General features: G+C 69.0%; 19 protein-coding genes and 1 pseudogene. 8 read left to right on the top strand and 12 right to left on the bottom strand.

Translation table 11 applies throughout. The features are described from left to right. Nucleotides 1-193: 193 nt before the first annotated feature. The 4 genes from secD to ACQEVY_RS28920 all read right to left on the bottom strand — a co-directional run bounded on the left by secD (nt 194) and on the right by ACQEVY_RS28920 (nt 4,725). Complete coding sequence (secD, locus tag ACQEVY_RS28935; RefSeq protein ID WP_432952303.1) at nt 194-2,482, bottom strand: protein translocase subunit SecD; 2,289 nt, start codon at nt 2,480-2,482, stop codon at nt 194-196. A 63-nt stretch (nt 2,483-2,545) separates the two neighbouring features. Continuing rightward, complete coding sequence (locus ACQEVY_RS28930) at nt 2,546-2,971, bottom strand: hypothetical protein (RefSeq protein ID WP_432952302.1); 426 nt, start codon at nt 2,969-2,971, stop codon at nt 2,546-2,548. A gap of 85 nt (nt 2,972-3,056) precedes the next feature. After that, the gene (locus ACQEVY_RS28925; RefSeq protein WP_033326529.1) at nt 3,057-3,716 is read right to left on the bottom strand and encodes a response regulator; all 660 of its coding nucleotides are present in this window, start codon (nt 3,714-3,716) and stop codon (nt 3,057-3,059) included. Beyond that, nucleotides 3,709-4,725 (bottom strand): HAMP domain-containing sensor histidine kinase, encoded by a 1,017-nt coding sequence (locus ACQEVY_RS28920; protein ID WP_432952301.1) that lies wholly within the window; start codon nt 4,723-4,725, stop codon nt 3,709-3,711. The genes ACQEVY_RS28925 and ACQEVY_RS28920 overlap by 8 nt, the downstream gene beginning before the upstream one ends. Nucleotides 4,726-5,083: 358 nt before the next feature. Between ACQEVY_RS28920 and ACQEVY_RS28915 the strand changes: the two genes are divergently transcribed. From ACQEVY_RS28915 to ACQEVY_RS28900, 4 genes and pseudogenes are all read left to right on the top strand, one after another. Beyond that, complete coding sequence (locus ACQEVY_RS28915) at nt 5,084-5,413, top strand: TraR/DksA family transcriptional regulator (RefSeq protein ID WP_432952300.1); 330 nt, start codon at nt 5,084-5,086, stop codon at nt 5,411-5,413. Between the two features lie 61 nt (nt 5,414-5,474). After that, nucleotides 5,475-5,846 carry a TraR/DksA family transcriptional regulator gene (locus ACQEVY_RS28910; RefSeq protein WP_432952299.1) on the top strand — a complete coding sequence of 124 codons (372 nt, stop codon included), beginning with the start codon at nt 5,475-5,477 and terminating at the stop codon, nt 5,844-5,846. 5 nt (nt 5,847-5,851) lie between these two features. Further along, a pseudogene (locus ACQEVY_RS28905) lies at nt 5,852-6,099 on the top strand (hypothetical protein); the annotation flags it as partial. A gap of 48 nt (nt 6,100-6,147) precedes the next feature. Beyond that, nucleotides 6,148-6,768 (top strand): Rv1733c family protein, encoded by a 621-nt coding sequence (locus ACQEVY_RS28900; RefSeq protein ID WP_432955448.1) that lies wholly within the window; start codon nt 6,148-6,150, stop codon nt 6,766-6,768. A gap of 347 nt (nt 6,769-7,115) precedes the next feature. On the opposite strand, the gene ACQEVY_RS28895 is transcribed toward ACQEVY_RS28900, so the two are convergent. Both ACQEVY_RS28895 and ACQEVY_RS28890 read right to left on the bottom strand, forming a co-directional pair. Next, nucleotides 7,116-7,337, bottom strand: coding sequence for a hypothetical protein (locus ACQEVY_RS28895; RefSeq protein WP_165345107.1), 222 nt, complete (start codon nt 7,335-7,337; stop codon nt 7,116-7,118). Nucleotides 7,338-7,475: 138 nt separating this feature from the next. Then, nucleotides 7,476-8,147, bottom strand: a complete 672-nt coding sequence (locus tag ACQEVY_RS28890; protein ID WP_432952298.1) for a TetR/AcrR family transcriptional regulator — start codon at nt 8,145-8,147, stop codon at nt 7,476-7,478. Nucleotides 8,148-8,303: 156 nt separating this feature from the next. On the opposite strand from ACQEVY_RS28890, the gene ACQEVY_RS28885 reads away from it, so the two are divergent. Together ACQEVY_RS28885 and ACQEVY_RS28880 are read left to right on the top strand one after the other, a co-directional pair. Further along, on the top strand, nt 8,304-9,236 hold the full coding sequence (locus ACQEVY_RS28885) for an ABC transporter permease (protein ID WP_432952297.1): 933 nt from the start codon (nt 8,304-8,306) through the stop codon (nt 9,234-9,236). Further along, nucleotides 9,229-10,038 carry an ABC transporter ATP-binding protein gene (locus ACQEVY_RS28880; RefSeq protein WP_432952296.1) on the top strand — a complete coding sequence of 270 codons (810 nt, stop codon included), beginning with the start codon at nt 9,229-9,231 and terminating at the stop codon, nt 10,036-10,038. The genes ACQEVY_RS28885 and ACQEVY_RS28880 overlap by 8 nt, the downstream gene beginning before the upstream one ends. 42 nt (nt 10,039-10,080) lie before the next feature. Here the strand turns inward: ACQEVY_RS28880 and ACQEVY_RS28875 are convergent, their stop codons facing one another. The 3 genes from ACQEVY_RS28875 to ACQEVY_RS28865 form a co-directional block, all read right to left on the bottom strand. Next, entirely contained in the window at nt 10,081-11,181 is a 1,101-nt protein-coding gene (locus tag ACQEVY_RS28875) for a glycosyltransferase (RefSeq protein ID WP_432952295.1), read from the bottom strand. A 23-nt stretch (nt 11,182-11,204) separates the two neighbouring features. Continuing rightward, entirely contained in the window at nt 11,205-14,066 is a 2,862-nt protein-coding gene (locus tag ACQEVY_RS28870) for a bifunctional glycosyltransferase/CDP-glycerol:glycerophosphate glycerophosphotransferase (protein WP_432952294.1), read from the bottom strand. Between the two features lie 96 nt (nt 14,067-14,162). Next, the gene (locus tag ACQEVY_RS28865) at nt 14,163-19,103 is read right to left on the bottom strand and encodes an NAD-glutamate dehydrogenase (RefSeq protein ID WP_432952293.1); all 4,941 of its coding nucleotides are present in this window, start codon (nt 19,101-19,103) and stop codon (nt 14,163-14,165) included. Between the two features lie 516 nt (nt 19,104-19,619). Between ACQEVY_RS28865 and ACQEVY_RS28860 the strand changes: the two genes are divergently transcribed. Continuing rightward, nucleotides 19,620-20,186 (top strand): DJ-1/PfpI family protein, encoded by a 567-nt coding sequence (locus tag ACQEVY_RS28860; protein ID WP_432952292.1) that lies wholly within the window; start codon nt 19,620-19,622, stop codon nt 20,184-20,186. Nucleotides 20,187-20,251: 65 nt separating this feature from the next. Here ACQEVY_RS28860 and ACQEVY_RS28855 read toward each other — a convergent pair whose 3' ends face one another. Beyond that, complete coding sequence (locus ACQEVY_RS28855) at nt 20,252-20,917, bottom strand: HAD family hydrolase (RefSeq protein WP_432952291.1); 666 nt, start codon at nt 20,915-20,917, stop codon at nt 20,252-20,254. Nucleotides 20,918-21,078: 161 nt separating this feature from the next. After that, nucleotides 21,079-21,594: a DUF6912 family protein gene (locus tag ACQEVY_RS28850; protein ID WP_432952290.1), complete on the bottom strand. Its 516-nt coding sequence runs from the start codon at nt 21,592-21,594 to the stop codon at nt 21,079-21,081. A gap of 323 nt (nt 21,595-21,917) precedes the next feature. On the opposite strand from ACQEVY_RS28850, the gene ACQEVY_RS28845 reads away from it, so the two are divergent. Continuing rightward, nucleotides 21,918-22,466, top strand: a complete 549-nt coding sequence (locus ACQEVY_RS28845; protein ID WP_432952289.1) for an Rv3235 family protein — start codon at nt 21,918-21,920, stop codon at nt 22,464-22,466. Nucleotides 22,467-22,805: 339 nt separating this feature from the next. Here ACQEVY_RS28845 and secA read toward each other — a convergent pair whose 3' ends face one another. After that, the gene (gene secA / locus ACQEVY_RS28840) at nt 22,806-25,658 is read right to left on the bottom strand and encodes a preprotein translocase subunit SecA (RefSeq protein ID WP_432952288.1); all 2,853 of its coding nucleotides are present in this window, start codon (nt 25,656-25,658) and stop codon (nt 22,806-22,808) included. Nucleotides 25,659-25,783: the final 125 nt, after the last annotated feature.

Genomic DNA, 25,783 nt, shown 5'->3' with positions numbered 1-25,783 from the left:
CGCCTCGCACGGCTGCTCAGCCGTGCGTTTCCGGCACCGTGATCACACCAGCCCGACCCAGCCCGACAAGATCGTCCTACTCGTGAACCCGTCTCACTGAGTGTGACGGATTCCCGGCCGCCCGTCGCCGGCCGGGTCACATGTCGTCATACGCCGCGTCGAAGACCGCGTTGTTTCCGCCGCATGCGCTGCATCAGGGCGTCTCTGCGCTCTGAGGTCCGCTCGACGGAAGGCGCCCCGGTGGCGGAGTGCTGCGGGAGTGGAGTTCGACGGCCAGCGGCGCTGCGGTGAACATCGAGGAGTAGGTGCCGACGACGATGCCGATGAGCAGGGCGAGGGCGAAGTCGGTCAGGGAGTCCCCGCCCAGCAGGGCGAGCGCACACAGGATGAACGCCGCGCCCATGCCGGTGTTGATGGTGCGCGGGACCGTCTGCAGGATCGCGGTGTTGGTGGCGTGTGCGAAGGGTGTCTTGCGCGGCGCGGCCGCGGTCTTCCTGCCCGGCCACAGTTCCCTGATGCGGTCGAAGACGACGACGGAGTCGTTGACCGAGTAGCCGATGACGGTGAGCAGGGCCGCCAGGAACACCCCGTCGATGGGCTTGCCCAGCCAGGCGAAAATGCCGATGAGGATGAGCGCGTCGTGTGCCATGGCGGCGACCGCTGCGGTGCCGAACGTCCAGCGGAAGCGGACGGCGAGGTAGAGCAGCTGGGCGGCGAGAGCCGCTGCGAGGGCGATGACGGCGCCGCGGCGCAGCTCTGCGCCCAGGCTGGGTCCGATCAGTTCGTCCCGTGTTTTCTCCGCGGTGCCGGCGAGGTCGTCGATCGTCTCGGTGATCCGGGCCTCCTCGGCATTCGAGAGCTCGTCGGTACGCACGGTCAGGGCGCCTTCCCCGGAGGTCTGGACGACGGCGCGAGGGAAGCCCGCGTCGGCCAGGGCATCCCGGGCCCGGTCGGCGGACACCGGTGCGCTGGTGGAGTACTCGATGAGCCGACCGCCGGTGAACTCCACGCCGAAGTTCAGCCCGCGCACCGCGATCCCGGAGGTGGCCAGGACGAGGGCCGCGGCGGACAGGGCCAGCCAGCGGCGCCGGTGGCGCATCAGGTCCGGGCTGCGGCGGGAGATCCAGTCGCGGACGGTGCCGGTGCCGGCGATGCCGGTGAGGCGGGGGCGTTGGCGTACGGCGCGCCGGGTGACGGCGAAGTCGGCAAGGACGCGGGTGATCACCAGGGCGCTGAGCATGGAGGCGAGGACGCCGATGCCCAGGGTGACGCCGAAACCGCGCACGGGGCCGGAGGCGAGGAAGAACAGCAGCCCGGCGGCGATGAGGGTGGTGATGTTGGAGTCGGCGATGGCGCTGAATGCGTTGCGGAATCCGGCCGTCAGGGCGGAGCGCAGGCTCTTGCGGCGGCGGGTGGTGTATTCCTCGCGGGCGCGTTCGAAGACGAGGACGTTGGCGTCGACCGCCATGCCGATGGCGAGGACGAACCCGGCGAGCCCGGGCAGGGTCAACGTGGCACCCAGGGCGGCGAGGGCGGCGTAGGAGATCAGTCCGTAGCAGGCCAGTGCCAGGACGGCCAGCGTGCCCATGAGCCGGTAGACGGCGATGAGGAACAGGGAGGTCAGCACGGTGCCGATGACGGCGGCCTGCGCGCTGGCCCGGATGGCCTGGGCGCCCAGGGTGGGGCCGACGGTGCGCTGTTCGACGGTCTCGACCGGCACCGGAAGTGCACCGCCGTTGACGAGCAGGGCCAGTTCTTGGGCCTCTGACGGGCTGAAGGATCCGGTGATCTGGGTGCTGCCGCCGGTGATGCCGGTGCGACAGGCGACCGAGGGGTCGACCTGCGGGGAGGAGATGACCTTGTCGTCCAGCACGATGGCGACGCGGCGCGTGGGATCGCCGACCGGGGCGCAGGCTGCCGCACCGGTCAGATCCGCCCAGCCGTCCGCGCCCGCGTCTTTGAAGTCGACGCTGACGAACCAACCGCCCACGCCCTGCTGGTCGATCCGCGCTTCGGCGCCGTCGACGTCGGCTCCCGTCAACGCGGAGGCCCCCAGGCGCAGCCGCTGTCCGGATTCGTCGGGCCGGAGGTGTTCCTCCGGCCGCTCGGTCGGTGCCTGTCCCGGTTCGGCGATGCCGAGCACGGGGTGGAAGGTGAGCTGGGCGGTACGGCCCAGGACGTCGGCGGCCTCGCGCGGGTCCTGCACACCGGGCAGTTCGACGATGATCCGGTCGTCCCCGGAACGGGCGATGGAGGGCTCGGCGACGCCGAGTGCGTCGACACGGCGGCGCAGTACCTCCAGGGTGCGATCGGTTGCCGCCGAGTCCGCCTCGGCGGTCGGCGAGTCACGGGTTTCCAGCACGATCTGGGTTCCGCCGCGCAGGTCGAGGCCGAGGCGGACCGGTACGGCTGCGGCGATGTAGAGCGACAGGGCGAGAACAGCGAGGGCGAAGATGGCCCGTACACGCGTGGCGCGCGTCAAGAGTGCCTCCAGCAGGCATACCGCGGCCGCCCCGGGCGGCGCGGGAGAAGACAAGGGGAGATGTCAGAGGCCGGCTGGAGACGGTGGCGCCCGCCCGCTGTGCCGCACGGTGTGCTCATGAGGTCCGGCCGCCTCGGGCGCGGGCGCCGACAGCGCCCCCGGCTCGGGGCGCGGCAGCACGGAGCATCGAGGGACGGGCGTGCCCGCGGTCGGCGGAGCGTGCCGCTCAGCGGTGGTGTCCCGGGATGCTCGCGCCGGGACACCCCAGGTCGTGGTGCACGTGTCGTCGGCGTGCGGGGTGGTACTGCCGCCGCTTCCCTGGGCCACCGCGGGGATCGAAGTCGTTACGCCGCTGGGAGAGGCGGGGGCGGCGGTGCCGAGAATGGTCAGAAGGCCGAGGAGGGCGACCAGTACGGGCAGCAGCCTGCCGGCGGTGTCTGCGCGGCGTGGACAGCCGCATGGAGTGGCGGCGCGACGGGGCTGGGCCATACGCCGCCTCCTTCTCGGGCTCTGGTCGTCATACCCTGATCCGGCACGTGAAACCGGGGGCAAGGTTTCGCGAAGTGCGGGCGGCTCAGGGTTCGATCAGGCCGGCCCGGATGGCATAGCGGGTCAACTCCAGGCGGTCGCGCAGACCGAGCTTGTGCAGCAGGTTCGCCCGATGGCGCTGCACGGTCTTGACACTGATGAACAGCGTCTCCGCGATCTCCTTGGAGGAATGGCCCTCGGCGACGAGTTTGAGGACCTCCTCCTCCCGGGCGGTCAGCACGCGGTCCGGAACCTCCTCGCCCCGGCGGACACGGTCGAGATAGTTGCGGATGAGGGCGGTGACCGCTCCCGGGTAGAGGAACGGCTCGCCGCGCATGGCCGCCCGACACGCGGCGACCAGATCGCGGTCGGCCACTGACTTCAGTACGTAGCCGCAGGCTCCGGCTTTGAGTGCCTCGAAGAAGTACTGCTCGTTGTCGTACATCGTCAGCATCAGGATCCGCAGCTGCGGTTGGCGGGACGACAGTTCCCGTGCGGCCTGCAGTCCCGTCATGCGCGGCATGGCGACATCCAGGACGGCCAGGTCCACTTCGTGCGTGCGGGCCAGGGCGATGGCTTCCGCGCCGTCGCCGGCCTCGGCGACGACCTCAAGGTCTGGTTCACCGTCGAGGATGAGCCGCACCCCGCGGCGGACCAGGGCATGGTCATCGGCGAGCAAGATCCGGATCGGGGCCTGGTCAGCCATGATCGGCGTCCTCTTCCTCTGCGGTGGGCACGGGGTCCTTGGCGGTCTCTGCGGTGGACACGGGGTTCTTGGCGATGGGTGCGGACAGGGCCACGTGCGTGCCACCGGTGGTGCCGGTGTCGATCTCGAGCGTGGCGCCGATGAGCAGGGCGCGTTCGCGCATGCCGCGGATCCCGGCACCTTCCCGGGCGATACCGATGCCTCGGCCGTCGTCACTGATGCCCAGCACCACGGCACCGGCGGTTCGCCACAGCCTCAGCTCGATGCGTTCGGCTTCGGCGTGGCGGGCGACGTTGGTCAGCGCCTCCTGCGCCACCCGGTAGAGCACCAGTTCGATCTGCGGGTCAAGAGGCGGCAGGTCAGCGGCGAAGTGGCGTGTGATCTTCAGCCCTGTGTGGGTGGCGAAGTCGTTGGTCAGTGCTGTCAGCGCGCTGATCAGGCCCAGATCCTCCAGGACGCCGGGGCGCAGCCTGCGCGCGAGCCGGCGTACTTCGTCCAGGCTTTCGCGGGTGGTCTCCTGCACCTGCTGCAGTTCGGCGCGCAGGGGCTCGGGGGCCTGGTCGGCTGCTCGCTTGAGTCCCAGCAGGACCGCGGTCAGGCTCTGCCCGACCTCGTCGTGGAGTTCCTGGGCGATGCGCTGCCGCTCGGATTCCTGGGCGGACAGGGCGCGGGCGCTGCTCGTGGCGCGTTCGGCCTCCAGCCGGTCGAGCATGGCGTTGAAGGTGCGGATCAGCTCGGCCACCCCGCCGTGGCCGGTCACCGGCAGGCGCTGGCCCGGGCGCAGCAGGTCCACCCTGGTCATCAGCCTCGTGAGGCGGTCCAGCGGAGCCAGCCCGATACGCAGCAGGGCGGCGTTGGCCACCAGCATGACGATCAGTCCGCCGACCAGGATCACCGCCTCGGTCAGCAGCACCGGCACCGAGACGGTCACCGGTGCCCACAGCAGCAGCGCGGTGGCCGTACCGAGCACCACGGCGTTGAGCCCGAAGATCCGCCAGAACAACGACACAACCCGTTGAGCCTCCCTCGGAATACGCCCCGTCACCACTATCCGTCAGGCGGGCACGGGTTCCCCTCCGCGCATCACCAGGCTTGCTCGCCGCCCAGGGCCAGCCTGCCTGCGGCGCGATGAGCGTGTCGATGGGGTACAACACCCATCTCCCCTGACGCCTGCATCTCCGAGCCCTCTGTAGATGGGTGCTGTGGCCGATGGTTTCCCCTGACCCGGCGGACCAGGGTGGAGACATGAACCAGACGGCCGCCCCACCAATACGGCCGCAGACAGCTGCGGCACGCAGCCCTACGTGGCCTCCGGGATGCCGCGGACTGGTCCATGGTCACCGCCCCGTTCGAAGGGACTGCTTTCCATGCCACTCGACACCGCCGCGCGCCGCGAATCCGGCCCTGAACGTCTGACGGCGCATGAGGCCCGGCAGCGTCTTGAGCATGAGCGCGCCTCGCGGCTCGTCCAGCTCACCGCGATCGAAGAGGCCGGACCCGAGACGAACGACCACCTCATGGCCGTACAGAAGGACGCCTTGCAGCGCGTACTGAAAGAAATCGACGCCGCCTTCCAGCGCATCGAGGACAGCACGTACGGCATCTGCCAGGACTGTGGCCAGCCCATCCCCGTCGAACGACTGGAGATCCTGCCGTACGCGCGCTGCTGCGTCGGATGCCAGAGCCGAACCACCTGATCGCAGACAGCCGGCGGTATGTGGAACGAGTTCCTTTTCCCGTGTGTGGAGGCATGAGGAAGTGAACAACCAGGTCATCGGCGCCGACAACGCGGGCCTGCGCCCCGAGGATCTCGCCGGGCTCCGCGAGAGCCTGCGTGAGCAGCGACTGTTCCGCGAGGAGCAGCTGCGGCAGATCGCAGCGCCGTCCCAGACGCGGGCCGAGCGGATACGCGGGCGGCAGTCCGCCTCACAGCTCGAGGTCCACGTCAAGCTCGCCGCCTCCGCCCGCATGGTCCTCTCCGATGTGGAAGCGGCACTTCAGCGGATGGTCCAGGGCCGCTACGGCAGGTGCCACCTGTGCGCCCAGCCCATCGCCCTGGCACGCCTGAAGATCGTGCCGCAAGCCCGCTACTGCGGCCGCTGCCACCAGCTCCGAGAAGCAGGACGGTGACGGGTATGTCCGTGTACTTCGCACCCGCCGACGGCCCCACCACCTGGCCGGTGTGCCGACGGTGTCCCGGGATCGCCCTCGACCTGGGATGATCCCGCACCCGCGCCTGGGTGCCCGGCCGCGGGATCATCCTCGACGTCCCCACCATCACCGTCGAGGGCGCCACAGGCTCCCACCCATCCAGCGCGGCACCATCGTCGACCCCGAGGGCACCGCCCGGATGCTGCAGCCTCTTCTGGGCCCTCGCATTCCCCTGCGTCAGCAGGCACCGGCCTCTTCGGCATCGAAGGAGAGAGGCGACGTGACCGACGAGATACCGCAGGCCCAGCCGCCCCCCGCCCCGCGCTCCACCAGACTGTGGCGATGGCGGCGCAGCCCCCTGCGCCGCCCCACCGACCTGGTGCAGGCATGGATCGGGCTTGCCCTGACCCTGGCCGTGCTGGCCGCCACCCCGCCGGCCATGGTGCTGGTGGGCACCATCGTGCACCGCTCCCTGCAGCAGACCGCCGACGAACAGGCCCAGTCACGACACCGCACCCCGGCCGTCCTGCTCCACGACGCCCCCCGCCACCCCGAACCCGGATCGCAGGAAGACCGGCACACCCGCTACCCGGTCAAGGTCCGCTTCACCGACCCCACCGGACACTCCCGAACCGCCACGACCGAAGTACGGCCCGGCCTGCCCGCCAAGAGCACTGTCCAGGTGTGGACCACCGACAGCGGAAAAATCACCGACCCGCCCTGGACCGCCGAGCAGATCCGCAGCCGCGCCCTCGGCTCGGCCGGCGTAGCCGGTGCAGGAGTGCTCCTTGCCGGAGCTCTCGCCTACGCCGCGGCCGCCCGCGCACTGGACCGGCGACGCCTGGCCGACTGGGACAAGGCATGGGCCCAGACCGCACCCCGCTGGACGACATCAACATGACAGCCGCTCCCTGGGGGAATCAGCCGGTGGGAATCATCGACTGGGACTTCGCTCGCCCGGCACCACGCCTGCACGACGTGACCTACGCGCTCGAGTACGTCGCCCCGTTCCGCGACGATGCCGGGTGCCTGCGCCGGCTGCACTACCCGGCGCCGCCCGACCGCCGTCTGAGGCTGGATCACTTCCGCCCGAGAGATCCGCTCCCCCTCGTGCAGACGAGCTGCTCGTGCCGTGGGGCCGGCCGAGCAACTGGTTCTGCAGCCGCGGGCGCAGAGACACGTTCGCCGCGGGCGGGACTGCTGTCCCACTCCGCGGCGAGCGTTGCTGACGAGCCCGTCAGGGTTTCGTCAGAGTTTGTCCATGCGGGTGTAAGGGCTGACGATTCGGGCCTGGCGGGCGCCGAAGTCTACGAGCATCGCGACGCCGTCCTCGACGCCGACGATCGTGCCCAGGCCGAACTGGTCGTGCGACACTCGGTCGCCCAGAGCGAAGTGCTTGGCGACCGGGGCAACCGGAGCTTTGAAGGGACTGGTGGGCAGATGGCGCCGGGGCGCGGAAGGCTTCGTCATCGTGAAACCAGTATGCGCCAGCGCGGGCCCGAGGTGTGAGTCACGGATGACAACGATCCGGCTCCCGGTCTGCAACACGGGCTACCGCACGCCCGGCCACCGCGCGCCCAGCGGCAAGGGCCGCACCGTCTGCAGCGCCTACAGCGCCTTCAGCGCCGCCGCCGTGGCGCGCGTGAGTTTCTCCAGGTAGTCCTTCGGCAGCTTCGGGTCGCGGATCACCACTGAGCGCCAGTAGAGCGGGCCGGAGATGAGGTCTAGGGCCATCTCGTCGTCGATGCCCATACGGACCTCGCCGCGTTGCTCGGCCGCCGCCACGATGCCGCTCGCGACGCCCTCCTGGCCTTCCCGCAGGGCCTTCTGCATGGCCTCCGCGATCTCCGGGTTGCGGGCCGCCTCCGCCTGCAGGTCGGGGATGATCTGCGAGGCCACGGGGTGGCGGAGAGCGCGGGACGTGACCTCGTACAGCAGCCGCAGGTCGCCTTCCAGGGTGCCGGTGTCCGGGTCCGGCAAGCCCTGTACCGCGATCGCCGACACCAGGTCGAGCACCAGGTGCAGCTTGGAACGCCATCGGCGGTAGACCGCCGTCTTGCCTACGCCCGCGCGCCGCGCAATCCCCTCTATGGACATCCGGGCGTAGCCGACTGCGGCGAGTTCCTCGAAGACGGCCGACCGGATGGCTTCCGTCACATCCTCGCGGAGTACGGCCGCCCCGGCGGGAGCCCTTCGGCGCGGCGGCTGGGGGCTCTGGGCGGCTCCGTCGGCATTTCCCTCGGATTTCCCGTCGGGCTTCGTCGTCATGCGGCAGAGCATAAGGGCGTTTCGACGAAACGGTTGCGTTCCGACGGGAGCGTCAGGACGGCTACGTATCGACGAGACGGTTGCGTTTCGACGTCACATCGACCTACGCTCACGTTGCGACGATACGGTCCCGTCGCGACGTAACGCCGCCAAGTGCAAGGAGCGCCCGTGAGCCAGGTCCTCGACATCGCGCCCCCGGCGCCGGCGTCACCCGAAGCCCCACCCGCCGACGACGCCCCCGCAGCACTCGCCGCCCGCTACGGCCTCACCGTCAGCGGCGCCCGCCCCTCGCTCCCCGCGTACGTCCGCCAGTTGTGGGCACGGCGGCACTTCATCACGGCGTTCGCGACGGCCAAGCTCACCGCGCAGTACAGCCAGGCGAAGCTCGGGCAGGTCTGGCAGGTGGCGACGCCCTTGCTGAACGCGACGGTCTACTACTTCATCTTCGGCGTGCTGATGGGCACCAAGCACGACGTGCCGGACTACGTCCCGTTCCTGGTCACGGGCGTGTTCGTGTGGACGTTCACGCAGAGTTCGATCATGGCGGGAACACGGGCGATCTCAGGCAACCTGGGCCTGGTCAGGGCGCTGCACTTCCCGCGGGCCGCGCTCCCGGTGTCGTACGCGCTGCAACAGCTCCAGCAGTTGCTGTTCTCGATGGCGGCGCTGGTCGTGATCCTGCTCTGCTTCGGGGTGCCGGTCGCGGCGTCGTGGCTGCTGGCAGTCCCGGCTTTGGCACTTCAGTTCGTGTTCAACGCGGGCGTGGCGATGATCATGGCGCGGTTGGGGGCGAAGACCCCCGACATCGCGCAGCTGATGCCGTTCGTACTGCGGACCTGGATGTACGTGTCGGGTGTCATGTGGAGCATCGACAGGGTGCTCAGCGCTCACCAGGAGATGCCGCGCGTCGTACTGCTCGCGCTGGAGTGCAATCCGGCCGCGATCTATATCGACCTCATGCGGTTCGCGCTGATCGACAGCTTCAACCACAGCCAGTTGCCGCACCACGTATGGCCGCTCGCGATCGGCTGGGCGCTCCTCGCGGGCGTCGGCGGCTTCATCTACTTCTGGAAGGCCGAGGAGACGTACGGACGTGGCTGAGCACGCGGAGAACCAAACAGAGAAGAACGAGAAGATCCCCACCGTCATCGCCGACCGCGTCGACATCGTCTACCGGGTCAACGGCACCGGCGCCGGCCGCGGCTCCGCCACCGCCGCGCTCAATCGCATCGTGCGCGGCAAGAAGGCGGAGCAGGCGGCGGGCGTACGCAAGGTGCACGCCGTGAAGAGCGTGTCCTTCACCGCGTACAAAGGCGAGGCCATCGGGCTGATCGGCACGAACGGGTCCGGCAAGTCGACCCTGCTCAAGGCGGTCGCGGGGCTGCTGCCCGTGGAGCGCGGCCGTATCTTCACGCACGGCCAGCCCTCCCTCCTCGGCGTGAACGCCGCGCTGATGAACGACCTCACCGGTGAGCGCAACGTTCGCCTCGGAGGGCTCGCCATGGGGATGTCCCGCGAGCAGATCCGCGAGCGGTACGAGGAGATCGTCGACTTCTCGGGGATCAATGAGAAGGGGGACTTCATTACGTTGCCCATGCGCACGTATTCCTCCGGAATGGCGGCGCGGCTCCGGTTCTCGATCGCCGCCGCGAAAGATCACGACGTGCTGATGATCGACGAGGCGCTGGCCACCGGGGATCGCTCCTTCCAGAAGCGGTCCGAGGCCCGGATCCGGGAGCTGCGGAAGCATGCGGGCACGGTGTTCCTGGTCAGCCACAACAACAAGTCGATCCGGGATACGTGCGACCGGGTGCTGTGGCTCGAACGCGGGGAACTCCGCATGGACGGCCCGACCTCTGAAGTACTGGCCGCGTACGAGGAGTTCACCAGCGGGAGGCGGTGACGGAAGCCTCAGGAGCCAGTCCCCCTCAGCGCACCAGGAACCTCAGCGCTCCAGGAACGCGAACAGCTCCTCCCACCGCCGTACGACCTCATCCGCCCCGTATCGCTGAATGTTCGCCCTCGCCGCGTCCCCCATCCGGTCCCGCAGCTCCTTGTCGGACATCAACGTGCCCAGCCTGCGGGCCAGTTCCCCCGTGTTGCCGAGGCGTGCGAGCAGGCCGTCCTCCCCGTCGCGGACGATCTCGCGCACCCCGGGCGCGCAGTCGAACGCCGCGCACGGCAGACCCGTCGCCATCGCCTCCATCAGAGCGAGCGGGAAACCCTCACCCCGCGAGGACTGGACGAAGACCGAACCGCCGCGCAACGCGTCCGCCGCATTGCCCGTACTCCCCATCCACTCAACGCAGTTGTCGAGCCCGAGTGCCGTGCACTGCTTCTTCAGGAGCTCCTCGTCCTCGCCGGAGCCGTAGATCCGCAGGGTCCAGCCGGGGTGGTGCGGAGCGACCTCGGACCAGGTGTCGAGGAGCATGTCGATGCCCTTCTGGTCGTGCAGGCGGCCCATGCTGACGACCACGTTCGCGGTGCGCGGGGAGGGGACGGCGGGCATGAAGGGCAGCGGATTCGGCATGTACGAGACGTTGTTGAGGCCCTGGCCGATCCAGAGGTCGGCGTCCTCGCGGGTCAGGGCGAGCAGGCGGTCGACGTCGCGGTAGTGCTTGAGGACGCGCCGGAAACGTCCGGCCGCCCTGGAGTAGTCGTACGACTCGTGCGTCATGCCGATGACGGTCAGTCCCCGTGTGTCGGCCAGTTCGACCCACTCCATGGCCCACACCTGCGTGACGATGACGACCGCGCCGGGGCGCGACGTCCGGAATAGCGCCGTCAGCCTGGCGGCCTGCTTGCGCATGCTCGCCCGGCGGGCACGGCCGGGGCGGGGCGGCCGTCCGGAGTACAACGTCGTGGTCGGATACGGGAGTTCGCCCAGCTCCTGCTCGACATCGGCCGGAGTGATGCCGACGATGTGCATGCGATGCCCGCGCCCGGTGAACAGCCGGGCCATCTGGTGCGACCAACTCGTCACCCCGCCCAGCTCGTTGACGCTGTTGGAGATGAAGAAGACGTCCCGCTCGGGATACTCCGTCACGCGCGCCTCCACAGGGACCTCCACTAGGACCTCCACTGGGAGAAGAACGGGTCGACGACACTCTGCGCCGCGTTCCCCTTGTCGTACTCGCCGAAGTCCGCGACGAACCGCTCCCGCGCCGCCGCGTACTTGGCCACCTGTTTCTCCAACGACCCGACCACGGCGTGCAGTTCATCCTCGGTGCGCACGACGGGGCCCGGTGCCCGTTCCAGCAGGTCGAAGTAGGTTCCGCGGCCCTCGTACACGTACTCCTCGTAGTCGTACGCGAAGAAGAACATCGGCCGGTCGAGGAGGGCGTAGTCGAACATCACGGACGAGTAGTCGGTGATCAGGCCGTCGGCGAGCGCCAGCAGCGGGGTCACATCGTGATGCGCCGATACGTCGATGACGCGGCCCCGCACGGACGGCGGGAGCACGATGTGGTGGAGGTAATGGGCGCGGACGAGGAGGACATAGCGGTCGCCGAAGGTATCCGCGAAGCGCTCCACGTCGAAGGGCAGCTCGAAGCGGCCCTTGCCGCGTCCGCGGAAGGTGGGCGCGTACAGCAGGACCTTTCTGTCCTCCGGGATGCCCAACTCAGCGGCCAGCGGCGGTCGTTCGGTGGCATGGCGGGCTCGTACGAGCGCGTCGTTGCGCGGGTAGCCCACCCGTAGCAGCGTCTTCTCCTTGAGGCGGAAGGCGCGGGCGAGCGTGCGGACGTCGTGCTCGGTACGGATCAGGAAGTGGTCGAAACGGTCCAGCGTGCGCTGCCGCTCCTCCTGCCCGCGGCGGAACTTGAGCTTCCACTCCGGTTCGTCGAAGCCCATCCGCTTGAGCGCCGAGCCGTGCCAGGTCTGGATGTACGTGGTCTGAGGACGCTTCCTCAGCTTCAGCGGATAGCTCTGGTTGTCGATCCAGAACTCGGCCCGGGCCAGCGCCTGGAGATAGGGCCCCGACCAGCGGCGTACAAGCGTGGCATCGGACGGAAAGCCCGTAGGACTTCCCGTGTACGACCACACCGCCTCGAACTCCAGGCCCTGGCGTCGCATTTCCTCGTAGATGGCCCGCGGGCTGTCGCTGTACTGCCGGCCCAGGTGGCTCTCGAAGACGACGAGGCGTTTCTTCACGGGCAGCCGGCTGAACACCTCGTGGTACAGCCGGATCTTGGTGTCACCGGAGGTCAGCTTCTTGCGCACCGCCTTCGCCTTCCGGTAACCGGACTTGGCGAGCCGGCCGGGCGGCCCCTGCACGCCGCGCGCGACGAACGCGTCCACCTGATCGCGGGACACAAGCCGGAAGCAGAGATGGCCGCGCGCGGAGACCTCGGGCTCGATGTGGTGGGCGGCGAGGCGGGTGAGCCGGGGCCGGACGGGCAACTGGCCCCCGGCCAGGCGGGGTTCGGGGGCGGTGAGCCGGGTTGTGGTGCGGGCGTCGTCGACGTCGAGGTGGAGGCGTACGTCCCATACGGCGTCCACGATGCCCAGCGGACGCAACCCGCGCGCGAGATCCGCCGAAGCCTCCCAGGCGATGGCCTCGCCCTCGTGCCGCAGGGTGGCCACGGGGAAGCGGAAGGTCTGGAATCGCAGGCCCTTGCGGCGGGCGTAGAACTCCAGCTCGGCGGTGAGCCGCGCGCCGGGCGGGACGATGCCGAGCGGGTTGGTGATGCGCCCGGCGAGACGGACCGTGCCGGCCGCTTCCGCGTAGCCGGTCAGGGCGTTGCGCAGGAACATCTTCTCAACCGGCTTGGTGTGGTAGCCGAGTTCGGTGACGTCCATGACCCGGCGCGCGAAGTCGTCGTCCAGGTGCTCGGCGCACCAGTAGATCCGCCCGTCGCGTTCGAGCAGCGGCGAGGAGATCTTGTCGCGGTTGGTGAGCGTGTCCACGGCCAGGAGGAGGTGGTCCCAGTCGCGCTCCCGCAGCAGATAGGCGCAGATGGCGTGGATGGGTTCCACCTCGTCGAACGCGGCACGATCGATCGAGTCGAGGTAGTCACGGGCCAGCGCAGCGAACTCCTGCCGGTAAGCGACGTCCCGGAACGGCAGATCCCGCAGATGCAGCACCAGATCGTGCTTCAGGAACTTGACGTCCTTGTGGAACTTCAGCTCCAACAGGCCCTGTTCCGCGAGCAGTTGGTCGACCCGTCGGTGGATCTCCATCCGTTGCGCGAAGTTGGCGATCTCGTCACGCCGGTTGCTGATCGACTTCGCGGCCGACTTCTCGGCAACGCTCCAGTCGTAGACGCGATTCGGGATCAGGGTGATACGGCGGGCGGCCACGTACGCCTGCGCCGAGAAGAGCAGGTCCTCGTAGTGGATGCCGACGGGGAAGCGCAGGTCCCGCTCCAGCAGGAACTCCCGGCGATAAAGCTTGTTCGTCGACAGGGTGTCGAAGACCAGCAGGTCGGGCAGCTCGGCGATCGACTCCAGGGTGCGGGTGCGCTCGTACAGCCAGGGGTACCACTTGACCTCCTTGCGGCCGCGCGCGTCCACATGTACGCGGACGCACAGCCCGGAGACGAGGTCGGCGCCGGTGGTCTCGGCCGCTTCCAGGAGGTTCCGGCAGGCGTCGCGTTCCAGTACGTCGTCGCTGTCGAGGAAGACGACATACGTACCGCGTGCCTGCGCGAAGCCGTGGTTGCGCGGCGCCCCGCAGCCACCGCTGTTCTCCGGGAGCCGGTAGGCGCGTACGCGATCGGGATGCTCGGCAGCCAGCCGTCGGGCCGTCTCGTACGAGCCGTCCGTGCTGCGGTCGTCCACGATCACGACCTCGACGGCGCGCAGCGTCTGCGCCAGCGCGGAGCGGACGGCCGTGGGCAGGCGGGACGCGTCGTTGTAGACGATGACGACGACGGTGACGTCGGGTACGGCGGGGGTGGCGCCGGGCGGCCGGGACGGATCCAGGTTCACCCCATTGATCCTAAATGTCCCGGTCGCCCCCGTCCTCGTACGTACCGCCGTACGCACCGACGTGCGGACCGCCGCCCGTACCGACGTGCGTCCCACCTACGAATGCGTACGCAACAACGTCCGCATCGTCCGCATCGCCACCGACAGGTTCGCCAGGTCGAAGGACTCCGAGCCCTGGATCTCCTCCAGGGTCGTACGGGCCCGGCCCAGGATCGCCGCGTTCTTCTGCTCCCAGGCCTTGAACCGCTGCTCCGGCGTCGACGTGCCGTTTCCGCAGGCCAGGACGTCGGAGGTGAGCGCCGCATGGGCCGCGTACAGGTCCTCGCGGATGGAGGCGCGGGCCATGGACTGCCAGCGGTCGGCGCGCGGGAGCTCGATGATGCGGTCCATGAGCTGGCTGACGCGGAGGCGGTCGGCGAGGTCGTAGTACACCTCGGCGACGTCCATCGGATCCTTGCCGGTGCGGTCGGCCACCGCGACGACGTCGAGCGTCGGGAAGGCCGCGGAGAACCCGGCGACGCGCTGGGCGAGCTCGTCCGGGACTCCGGCATCCGACAGCTCGTCGAAGATCCGCTGGTACCACTCCAGGTCCGCGCCGCGCAGCAGCTTGGGCAGCTCGGCCCAGACCTGTGCGACTCCCTCGCTGAAGAACTCGATCGTCTCGGCGAGCTGGAGCGGCTGCGGCCGGTTGTTGAGCAGCCAGCGGGTGCCGCGCTCGACGAGTCGGCGGGAGTGCAGGCGGATACGGGTCTGGACGGCCGCGTCGACCCGGTTGTCGATGCTTTCGACCGCGTCCCACACCTCGCTCAGCCCGAAGATCGCGCGGGCCGCGGTCTGCGCCCGGACGATCTCCTCGAGCGAGGCTCCGGTCTCCTCGCGCAGGCGGTGCAGGAAGCTCGTACCGCCCGTGTTGACCGTGTCGTTGACCAGCACGGTCGTGGTGATCTCGCGGTGCAGCGGGTGGTTGTCGATCTGCGTGAGGAACTGTTCGCGCAGCGCGGTCGGGAAGTACGCGTGCAGCAGGCTGCGCAGATACGGGTCGTCGGGCAGCGAGGTGTGCATCAGCTCGTCGGCGACCGTGATCTTCGTGTACGCGAGGAGAACGGCCGTCTCCGGCTGGGTCAGACCGTGCCCGGTGTTGAGGCGCTCCCGGATCTGGCGCTCGGTGGGCATGAACTCCAGGGCCCGGTCGAGGTGACCCTCGCGCACCAGGTGGCGCAGGTAGCGGTGCTGGGCGTGGAGCATGTCCGGGGACTGGGCCTGCGCGTTGGCGAGCGCGACGTTCTGTGCGTAGTTGTTGCGCAGGACGAGTTGGCCGACCTCGTCGGTCATCTCGGCGAGCAGCTTGTTGCGCTGCTTGACGGTCATGTCGCCGTCCGCGACGACCGTGTTGAGCAGGATCTTGATGTTCACCTCGTGGTCGGAGGTGTCCACGCCCGCGCTGTTGTCGATGGCGTCGGTGTTGACCTTGCCGCCGTGCTGCGCGAACTCGATCCGGCCGAGCTGGGTCAGGCCGAGGTTGCCGCCCTCGCCGACGACCCTGACTCGGAGGTCGGCGCCGTCCACGCGGATCGCGTCGTTGGCCTTGTCGCCGACGTCCGCGTGCGTCTCGGTGGACGCCTTCACGTACGTACCGATGCCGCCGTTCCACAACAGGTCGACCGGTGCCTTGAGGATGGCCCGCATCAGGTCGGCCGGGGTCATCTTGGCGACGCGGTCCTCGATGCCGAGGGCCTGGCGGATGTGGCTGTTGAGCGGGATGGACTTGGCGCTGCGCGGGAAGATGCCGCCGCCCTGCGACAGCAGCTCCTTGTTGTAGTCGGCCCAGGAGCTGCGGGGCAGCTCGAACAGGCGGCGGCGCTCGGCGTAGGAGGTGTCCGCGTCCGGGTTCGGGTCGATGACGATGTGCCGGTGGTCGAAGGCGGCGACCAGGCGGATGTGCTCGGACAGCAGCATGCCGTTGCCGAACACGTCGCCGGACATGTCGCCGACGCCGACGACGGTGAAGTCGTCGGTCTGGGTGTTCACGCCCAGCTCCCGGAAGTGCCGCTTCACGGACTCCCAGGCGCCGCGGGCGGTGATGCCCATCTTCTTGTGGTCGTAGCCGGCGCTGCCGCCCGAGGCGAAGGCATCGCCGAGCCAGAAGTTGTAGCTCTGCGCGACCTCGTTGGCGATGTCCGAGAAGGTCGCGGTGCCCTTGTCGGCGGCGACGACCAGGTACGTGTCGTCCTCGTCATGCCGTACGACGTCGGCGGGTGGTACGACCTCACCGGCCACCATGTTGTCGGTGATGTCGAGCAGCGCCGAGATGAACGTCTTGTAGCTGCGGATGCCCTCCGCCAGCCAGGCGTCGCGGTCCACGGACGGGTCCGGCAGCTGCTTGGCGACGAAGCCGCCCTTCGCGCCGACCGGCACGATGACGGTGTTCTTGACCATCTGCGCCTTGACCAGGCCGAGAATCTCGGTCCGGAAGTCCTCACGGCGGTCGGACCAGCGCAGACCACCGCGCGCGACCTTGCCGAACCGCAGGTGGACGCCCTCGACCTTCGGTGAGTACACCCAGATCTCGTACGCCGGACGCGGCGCCGGAAGGTCGGGGATGACCGTCGGGTCGAACTTCATGGAGACGTACTCGTGCGGCTGTCCGCCTCCCGCCTCCTGGAAGAAGTTGGTGCGCAGGGTCGCCTTGATCACGGTCAGGAACGACCGCAGGATCCGGTCCTCGTCGAGGGAGGCGACCTTGTCGAGGGCGGCGTCCAGCTCCTCCAGGAGGGCGTCGGTCAGTTCCGTACCCGCCCGCTGGCGGTCCGGGGACATCCGCGCCTCGAAGAGGGAGACGAGCAGCCGGGTGGTGTGGACGTTGTTGCGGAGGGTGTCCTCCATGTAGTCCTGGCTGAAGGTCGAACCGGCCTGGCGCAGGTACTTCGCGTACGCCCGCAGCACCATCGCCTGCCGCCAGCTCAGCCCTGCGCTCAGGACGAGCGAGTTGAAGCCGTCGTTCTCGGCCTGTCCGGTCCAGGTCGCCGAGAAGGCGTCCTGGAAGCGCTCGCGGGCGTCGTCGGCGAGCGTGTCGCCGCTGCCCTTGGGCGGGGGCACGCGCAGGCCGAAGTCGTAGATCCAGGCGGACGTACGGTCCGAGCAGCGCAGCTCGTACGGGCGCTCGTCGGTGACCTCGACGCCGAGCCGGCTGAGCACCGGCAGGACGGCGGAGAGGGAGACCGGCGCGCCGATGCGGTAGATCTTGAAGCGGCGCTCGCCGGGCCCGGCGCCCACCGGCTCGTACAGGCTGAGCGCGAAGTCCTTGCCGTCGCCGAGCTGCTCCAGGTTGACCAGGTCGGCGACCGCCGTACGCGGGTTGTGGTCGGCCTTGTAGCCCTCGGGGATGGCGTTGCCGTACCGGCGCAGCAGTTCGGCCGCGCGCTCCTCGCCGCACTCGGCGTTCAGCGCCTCGGCGAAACCGTCGGCCCAGGAGCGGGCGGCCTCGGCGAGACGCGCCTCGATGCGCTCCTTGTCGGCGTCGGACAGTTCCGACAGCTCGGTGCCCTGCGGGACGCGGACCACGAAGTGCAGCCGGGACAGGATCGACTCGGTGTTCCAGGCGGTGAAGTCGACGCTGATACCGCCGAGTTCCTCCTTGAGGATGTCGATGATCCTCAGGCGTACGGCCGTGGTGTAGCGGTCGCGCGGCAGGTAGACGAGGGCCGAGTAGTAGCGGCCGTACTCGTCCTGGCGCAGGTAGAGACGAAGCCGCCGGCGCTCCTGGAGGTAGAGCACGGAGGTGACGATGGACCGCAGCTCGTCGACCGGGGTCTGGAACAGCTCGTCGCGCGGGTACGTCTCCAGGATCTGCAGCAGGTCGCGCCCGTCGTGGCTGTTGGGCGAGAAGCCCGCGCCCTTGAGGACTTCCTGGACCTTGCGGCGGATGACCGGCACGCGGCGTACGGACTCGGTGTACGCGGCGGAGGAGAACAAGCCGAGGAAGCGCCGCTCACCGATGACGTTCCCGTTCTCGTCGAACCTCTTCACGCCGATGTAGTCGAGGTAGGACGGCCGGTGCACGGTGGCGCGGCTGTTGGCCTTGGTGAGGATGAGCAGCTTGTGCTCACGGGCCTTGGCGCGGGCGTCGGCGGGGAGCCGGCTGAAGGAGTGCGAGTGGCCGTGGGCGTCGTCGCCGCTGTGGTGCGGGTCCGCGCGCAGTATGCCGAGACCGGTACCGGGGACGGCGGCGAGGGAGTCGTCCTCCGTCAGTTCGTACTCGCGGTAGCCGAGGAAGGTGAAGTGATCGGCGGCCAGCCAGCGCAGCAGCTCGCGGGCCTCCTCGACCTCCTGGTCGCGCAGATCGTCTGCCTTGGGCTCGGCCGGCAGGTCGTCGGCGATACGCAGCGCCGCGTCCCGCATCTTCTCCCAGTCCTCGACGGCCTCGCGAGCGTCGGAGAGCACGCGCAGCAGATCGGCGGTGATCTGCTTCAGATCGGCGCGGTCGGTCTCGCGGTCGATCTCGACGTGGATCCAGGACTCGATGTGGGCGTCGTGCGGCAGGTCTTCGGCGGCGGGCCGGGCGGGCTGGACCTCGATGAGCTTGCCGGTGACATCGCGCCGTACGACGAACTGGGGGTGGATCACGACGTGGATGCCGCGCCCCTGCCGGGACAGTTCATTGGTCACGGAGTCGACGAGGAAGGGCATGTCGTCGGTGACCACTTCGACGACGGAGTGGCTGCAGGTCCAGCCGTTCTCCTCGACGGTCGGGGTGTGGACCCGGACGTTGGCCGTGCCCTGGGGGCGGTTTTCGGCCAGCCGGTAGTGGGAGTAGGCGGCTCCGAAGACATCGACCGGGTCACGGTCGGTGAGGTCCTCCGGGGCGGTGTGCAGGTAGTAGCGCTGGAGGAACGCGAGCACGGTGGCGTGGTCCGGGGTGTCGGTTGTGCCCTCGTCCTGCGCCCTGGTCGGTAGATGCACCCCGGCCGGGCTGTTCTCAGCTACCCGGGCGGCCCGTTCGAGCAGCTCGGCTTTGGCTTCGTCCAGCTTGGTCTGCATTGTCCTCTGGCTCCTGTCGCGCGCCGTTGCGTGACGCCGAAAAACGTGAAGTGACGTAGCGCCGTGACGCGGGGTGTCCGGTCTGCTTCGACGCTATGTCGCGATGAGAGAGGGGCGGGGCGTTATCGGCCATATTCGGCACCGCCGGAGACTGTGAGACTGCTCTCGGTGACTCGTACCGCCCGCGAAGACCAGCGACCGCCCGGCCACGGATGTCGTCCGTGCGGTCCGGGCGCAAAGCGGGAAGACAGACGCTCCCGCGACATATCGCGCTGATCACGTGACAAGGCTATCGCTCCGTATGGGGGGCCCGTCATGGGCCGCATGTGTACAAAAGAGTGGGTGGGATTTTGACAGTCTGCACAGTGCGCGGGGGCTTACGAGCGGGCGCTTGGGGTACCCGAGTCCCTCAGCTCGCTCAGCTCGACGCAAACCCCAGCGCGCAGCCCCCTTGGCAAGGGCCCGACGCGGAGGCACGTTGGGCGGGACGGATCCCGGCGAAGGGAGCGGAGCGCCATGACTGCGAAGATCCTGATCGTCACCGGAGACGCCGCGGAGTCACTGGAGGTGATGTACCCCTACCAGCGCCTGCGCGAAGAGGGCTACGAGGTCCACATCGCCGCCCCCACCCGCAAACAACTCCGCTTCGTCGTCCACGACTTCGAACCCGGCTTCGACACGTACACGGAGAAGCCCGGCTACACCTGGCCCGCCGATCTGGCCTTCTCGGAGGTCGACCCCGGCCAGTACGTGGCCCTGGTGATCCCCGGCGGCCGGGCACCCGAGTACCTCCGCAACGACCTCGAACTCCGCAAGATCCTGAAGTCCTTCTTCGACACGGACAAACCCGTCGCCCAGATCTGCCACGGTCCCCTGCTGACCGCGGCGATCGACGGCCTCCGGGGGCGCCGCGTCACGGCGTACCCGGCGCTCGAGCTGGACATGCAGGCCGCGGGCGCCACCTTCCAGGACGCCGAGGCCGTGGTCGACGGCACCCTGGTCTCGTCGCGCGCCTGGCCGGACCACTCCAGCTGGATGCGGGAGTTCCTTACGGTGCTACGGGCTAAGGCTCCGGTGACCTGACTTCGGCGGGGGCGAGGAGGGCGTCCGTCACGGGCGCCATCACTCCCGTATGCCCATACGCCCCTTCAGGCCGCCAGCCGCTCCGCCTCCACAACCGCTTCCTCCAGGCTGTCCACGACAGGGACCCCTACCGCTTCGAGGCTGGCCCGGCTGTGCGAGCCCCCGGTGTAGAGCACGGCCCGCGCCCCTACGTGCCGGGCCGCTATCGCGTCGTCCGCCGCGTCGCCGATCACGACCGTACGAGCGGGCTCCACGCCGGTCAGCGCCCGCACATGCCGCACCATGTGCTCAGCCTTGCGGCCGCCGGAAGGACCGGTCCGCCCGTCGACCCGTATGAAGTGCGGCTCGATCCCGAAGTCCCGTACGAGCGGGACGAGTTCGTCATGCCGGGCCAGGCTGAGCAGCGACTGGCTGCCGCCGGCCGAAGCCCACTCGGCGAGCAGCCCCGGAACCCCGTCGGTGAGCCCGCAGCCGATCCGGTGCTCCGTGTAGTACCGGTGGAAGGTCTCGTCCATGACCTCCCACTCCGCTTCCGTGGGCAGCCTGCCCATCAGTCGCTCGTAGAACTTCGGCACCGGAACGCAGTACAACTCTCTGTACTGCTCCAGCGTGATCGGCTCAAGGCCCAGCTCGGCGAAGGCCGCGTTGGTGGCCCCGATGACGGCCGTGTTGTCGTGGAACAGGGTCCCGTTCCAGTCCCACACGATGTGCGCTGCGTTGTGCTTCCCCATGCCAAAGAACGTACCCGCCGGCACTGACAACGCCGTAGGCATTTCTTCACCGACGGCCTCGACCCGGTCTCCTCAGTCCCCGAGGCCCGCCAAGTGTCGGGCCAGTCCGGGGCCCCATCGGGTCTCGAATCAGACCGGGGTCCATCCCATCGGGTTTCGGGTCAGTCCCCGAGCCCTACCAGGTTCGGGATCTCCTGCGTGGCGAACCACAGGAGCTCGTGGTCCTCGGCCCCGTCCACGACGAACTGCGCGTCATCGTCGCCCGTGTCCGCCGCGCCCAGCGCGTCCGCCGCCGCCGTGACATCCGCCTCGGCCTCGTCCGAGTCGACGTGCACGGCCGCGGCCTTGGCCAGCTGTACGGGCCCGTCGATCCGCACCTCTCCGAGCGAGCCGGGGTCGAGCCCGCGGTCGGGATCGGCGACGGCGGCTCCCTCCGGGACGTCGAGGGCGACGACGACGCGGCGCCGCAAAGTCCCCGGGTCGAGCGCGAGCAGCCGCAGCGAGGCGAGCGCGGCCCGGTTCAGCGCCGCGTACTCCAACTCCTCGATGTCGTCGGACAGATACCACTCGCGCAACGCGGGCGTGACGGCGTACGCGACGAAGGGCCCGGCCCCGAGCTCGCCCGTCTTGTACGCCTCGGCGAGACCGGAGAGGGTCAGGGGGACGTAGACGCGCATGGCTGGCCGCTTTCGTAGTCGGAGGGCTCCCAGGAGGACTGTCCCGCGCCTCCGGAAGGACCTTCAGGATACGTGCGGGGCGTCCCCTTTCGAGTCGGGTCGACCCCCTCGTGCGACGTCAACCACACCGCGGGGTTCTCACCCTGTCCACCCCAGCCCCGCCAAGGGCCCCGCCCGCCCTCGTCACCCTGATAGGTGAAGTCTCCGGGCGCCACGGCGCGCAGCCAGCGTCCTTGCCGCCGCCCGCTCCGGCCCCGTACAAGATCCCCAACAGCTAGTTACTGCCCGGTATCGACTCGGGCCCAGCGAGCGGGGACAACGCCATGACCAAGGTGATGACCAGGACGAAGCGCAACTCGGGCACCCGCCCGCCCGGCCGCCACGACACCCGCCGCCCCGCCGGAACCACCCCGCGCTCCACACCGGGCAGGGAGACACCGGGCAGCTCACCGCGGAGTGAGAACACGGCGTCCGGCGGGCGCGCCCCTCGCCACAGGGCGCCCGCTCGAGGCCCGCTCAGGACGCCCCCACAGCCGCGTCCCACCGACCTCTTCGCCGACCTCCTACTCGCCGTACTGAGCGGCCAGCGCCCCGTTCACAGCATGCTCCGCCACACGGCAGGCCGCGCGTACGACGAACTGGCCTGGCTAGCCGAACGCGGCCCTCTCCGCACCCGCGGCACCCGCCCGGTCATCCGCGACGTCGGCTACGAGGTCCCCCGCCCCGGCGCAATCGAAGCCTTCGCCCGAATCGGCGCAGGCGACCAACTCCGAGCAATGGCCTTCCGCCTGGAAAAGGGCCAAGACCTCCGCTGGCGCTGCACAGCAGTAGAACTGGGCGGCACGCGCATGCCCCACAGGCACGACAACTAGCGCCCCGTCAGGGACGCGGGGCTGTGACAATATGCGGCTCCGCCGCGCGGGGCGCGATTCAGCGCCCCGTTAGGGGCGCGGGGCTGTGACATGTGCGGCTCCGCCGCGGGGCGCGACAAACCACAACGGGCCCGCAGCGTCACAACGCACCCCTGCCCCCTCAGGGGCGCGGGGCCGTATCAATCTGCGGCTCCGCCGCGCGGGCGCGACAAGCCACGACGCACCCGCAGCTTCAAACCGAGCCCCCGCCCCCCAAAGCCCGAAGGGCCAGGCACCCCAAGGTGCCCGGCCCTTCAAAGCAAACCCCGCTAAACCTGCTGAACCCAGCGGAGCGAACCGTCACTTCTTGCGGCGGCGCCCCTTCTGCTGCTTCCGCCGCTCCGCGCGCGTGAGCCCGTCCGACTCGGAACGCACCGGCTCCCCGTCGCTGGTGAAGTCGCCCTCGACGACACCACCCTCGCCGTCCACGGTCGGCGCGGAGAAGTGCAGCCGGTCCGGCCGCTGCGGAGCGTCGAGCCCCTTGGCGCGGATCTCCGGACGCGCACCCGCGGGCACGGCGTCCTCCTTCTTGTCGAGCGACGGCTTCGCATCCTCGACCGGAACCTCCTCGACCTGCTGCTCGACCTGGACCTCCAGGTTGAACAGGTAGCCGACGGACTCCTCCTTGATGCCGTCCATCATGGCGGTGAACATGTCGAAGCCCTCGCGCTGGTACTCGACCAGCGGGTCCTTCTGGGCCATCGCACGCAGGCCGATGCCCTCCTGGAGGTAGTCCATCTCGTAGAGGTGCTCGCGCCACTTGCGGTCCAGGACCGACAGCACGACCCGGCGCTCCAGCTCCCGCATGATCTCGGAGCCGAGCTGCGCCTCACGGGCCTCGTACTGCTCGTGGATGTCGTCCTTGATGGACTCGGAGATGAACTCGGCGGTGAGACCCGCGCGGTCGCCCACCGTCTCCTCGAGCTCCTCGATGGTGACCTTCACCGGGTAGAGCTGCTTGAAGGCGCCCCACAGCCGGTCCAGGTCCCACTCCTCGGAGAAGCCCTCGGCGGTCTCGGCGTCGATGTAGGCGTCGATCGTGTCGTCCATGAAGTGCTGGATCTGCTCCTGCAGATCCTCGCCCTCCAGGACGCGGCGCCGCTCTCCGTAGATGACCTCGCGCTGCCGGTTGAGGACCTCGTCGTACTTGAGGACGTTCTTCCGGGTCTCGAAGTTCTGCTGCTCGACCTGCGACTGGGCGGAGGCGATCGCGCGCGTGACCATCTTGTTCTCGATCGGAACGTCGTCCGGGACGTTCGCCATCGACATCACGCGCTCGACCATCTGGGCCTTGAACAGCCGCATCAGGTCGTCACCGAGGGACAGGTAGAAGCGGGACTCGCCCGGGTCGCCCTGACGGCCGGAACGACCGCGCAGCTGGTTGTCGATACGACGCGACTCGTGCCGCTCGGTGCCGAGCACGTACAGCCCGCCGAGGTCCGTGACCTCCTCGAACTCGGCCCGCACCGCCTTTTCGGCCCTCTCCAGGGCGGCGGGCAGCGCGGCGGCCCACTCCTCGATGTGCTCCTCGGGGTCGAGGCCACGCTGGCGCAGCTCGGCCTCGGCGAGGTCTTCGGGGTTGCCGCCGAGCTTGATGTCCGTGCCTCGTCCGGCCATGTTCGTGGCAACGGTGACGGCGCCCCTGCGGCCGGCCTGGGCGACGATCGTCGCCTCACGGTCGTGCTGCTTCGCGTTCAGCACCTCGTGCTGGATGCCGCGCTTGCTGAGCTGCTGCGAGAGGTACTCGGACTTCTCGACCGAGGTGGTGCCGACGAGGATCGGCTGGCCCTTCTCGTGCTTCTCGGCGATGTCGTCGACCACCGCGTCGAACTTGGCGACCTCGGTGCGGTAGATCAGGTCCGACTGGTCCTTGCGGATCATCGGCTTGTTGGTCGGGATCGGCACGACACCGAGCTTGTAGATCTGGTGGAACTCGGCGGCCTCGGTCATCGCCGTACCGGTCATGCCGCAGAGCTTGTCGTAGAGGCGGAAGAAGTTCTGCAGGGTGATCGTCGCGAGCGTCTGGTTCTCGTCCTTGATGTCCACCCCTTCCTTCGCCTCGATCGCCTGGTGCATGCCCTCGTTGTAGCGGCGGCCGGCGAGGATACGGCCGGTGTGCTCGTCGACGATCATGACTTCGCCGTCGATGACGACGTAGTCCTTGTCCTTCTTGAAGAGCTCCTTGGCCTTGATGGCGTTGTTCAGGTAGCCCACCAGCGGGGTGTTCACCGACTCGTAGAGGTTGTCGATGCCCAGCCAGTCCTCGACCTTGGTGACGCCGGACTCGTGGATGGCGACGGTGCGCTTCTTCTCGTCGACCTCGTAGTCGCCGGTCTCCTCGATGCCCTTGAGGGTGTTGCCCGCCTCGCCCCTCTTCAGGCGCGTGACCAGCTTGGCGAAGTCGCCGTACCACTTGGTGGCCTGGTCGGCCGGGCCGGAGATGATCAGCGGCGTACGGGCCTCGTCGACGAGGATGGAGTCGACCTCGTCGACGATCGCGAAGTTGTGGCCCCGCTGCACCAGTTCGTCCTTCGACCACGCCATGTTGTCGCGCAGGTAGTCGAACCCGAACTCATTGTTCGTGCCGTACGTGATGTCGCAGTTGTACTGCTCGCGGCGCTGGGCCGGCGTCATGTTGGCCAGGATGCAGCCGACCGACAGGCCCAGGAACTTGTGGACGCGGGCCATCAGCTCGGATTGGCTCTCGGCCAGGTAGTCGTTGACCGTGATCAGGTGCACGCCCTTGCCGGACAGCGCATTGAGATACGCGGGCAGGGTGCCGACCAGGGTCTTGCCCTCACCGGTCTTCATCTCGGCGACGTAGCCCATGTGCAGGGCGGCGCCGCCCATGATCTGCACGTCGAAGTGGCGCTGGCCGAGAACGCGCTTGGCGGCCTCGCGGACGGTCGCGAACGCCTCGGGGAGCAGGTCGTCGAGCGCCTTCTTCAGAACCGCGTCGTGCTTCGACTCGTCGGGCTCGTCGGCGAGCGCCTCGGCGATCCGCTCCTTGTACTCGTCGGTGAGGGCCCGCAGCTCGGCGTCGGAGAGGTCGATGAAGTCCTCTTCGATGGAGTTGACCTGGTCCGCAATGCGGTGCAGTTTGCGCAGGATCTTGCCTTCGCCTGCACGCATGATCTTCGAGAGGACGGACACGGGGGTTTGTCTCCTTGCCGGTCGGGCCGGACGGTCGGGTTCAGCAACAGTTTCAAATCACAGCTTGAGCAACGGCCATCGTAAGCGAGGACCCCACCGCGCCGGGAGGTCTGCCCGTGACAGCC

The sequence above is a fragment of the Streptomyces sp. CA-288835 genome, assembly GCF_050936385.1.
GTDB lineage: Bacteria > Actinomycetota > Actinomycetes > Streptomycetales > Streptomycetaceae > Streptomyces.
Note: the sequence above shows the minus strand (reverse complement) of the source record. Positions and strands in the feature narration are given on the sequence as shown.

Coding starts and splice junctions, on each gene's coding strand:
- ACQEVY_RS28845 (WP_432952289.1), top strand. CDS start 21,918: ATGACCAAGGTGATGACCAGGACGAAGCGCAACTCGGGCACCCGCCCG.
- ACQEVY_RS28855 (WP_432952291.1), bottom strand. CDS start 20,917: ATGGGGAAGCACAACGCAGCGCACATCGTGTGGGACTGGAACGGGACC.
- ACQEVY_RS28895 (WP_165345107.1), bottom strand. CDS start 7,337: ATGACGAAGCCTTCCGCGCCCCGGCGCCATCTGCCCACCAGTCCCTTC.
- ACQEVY_RS28860 (WP_432952292.1), top strand. CDS start 19,620: ATGACTGCGAAGATCCTGATCGTCACCGGAGACGCCGCGGAGTCACTG.
- ACQEVY_RS28915 (WP_432952300.1), top strand. CDS start 5,084: ATGCCACTCGACACCGCCGCGCGCCGCGAATCCGGCCCTGAACGTCTG.
- ACQEVY_RS28890 (WP_432952298.1), bottom strand. CDS start 8,147: ATGCTCTGCCGCATGACGACGAAGCCCGACGGGAAATCCGAGGGAAAT.
- ACQEVY_RS28925 (WP_033326529.1), bottom strand. CDS start 3,716: ATGGCTGACCAGGCCCCGATCCGGATCTTGCTCGCCGATGACCATGCC.
- ACQEVY_RS28865 (WP_432952293.1), bottom strand. CDS start 19,103: ATGCAGACCAAGCTGGACGAAGCCAAAGCCGAGCTGCTCGAACGGGCC.
- ACQEVY_RS28930 (WP_432952302.1), bottom strand. CDS start 2,971: ATGGCCCAGCCCCGTCGCGCCGCCACTCCATGCGGCTGTCCACGCCGC.
- ACQEVY_RS28850 (WP_432952290.1), bottom strand. CDS start 21,594: ATGCGCGTCTACGTCCCCCTGACCCTCTCCGGTCTCGCCGAGGCGTAC.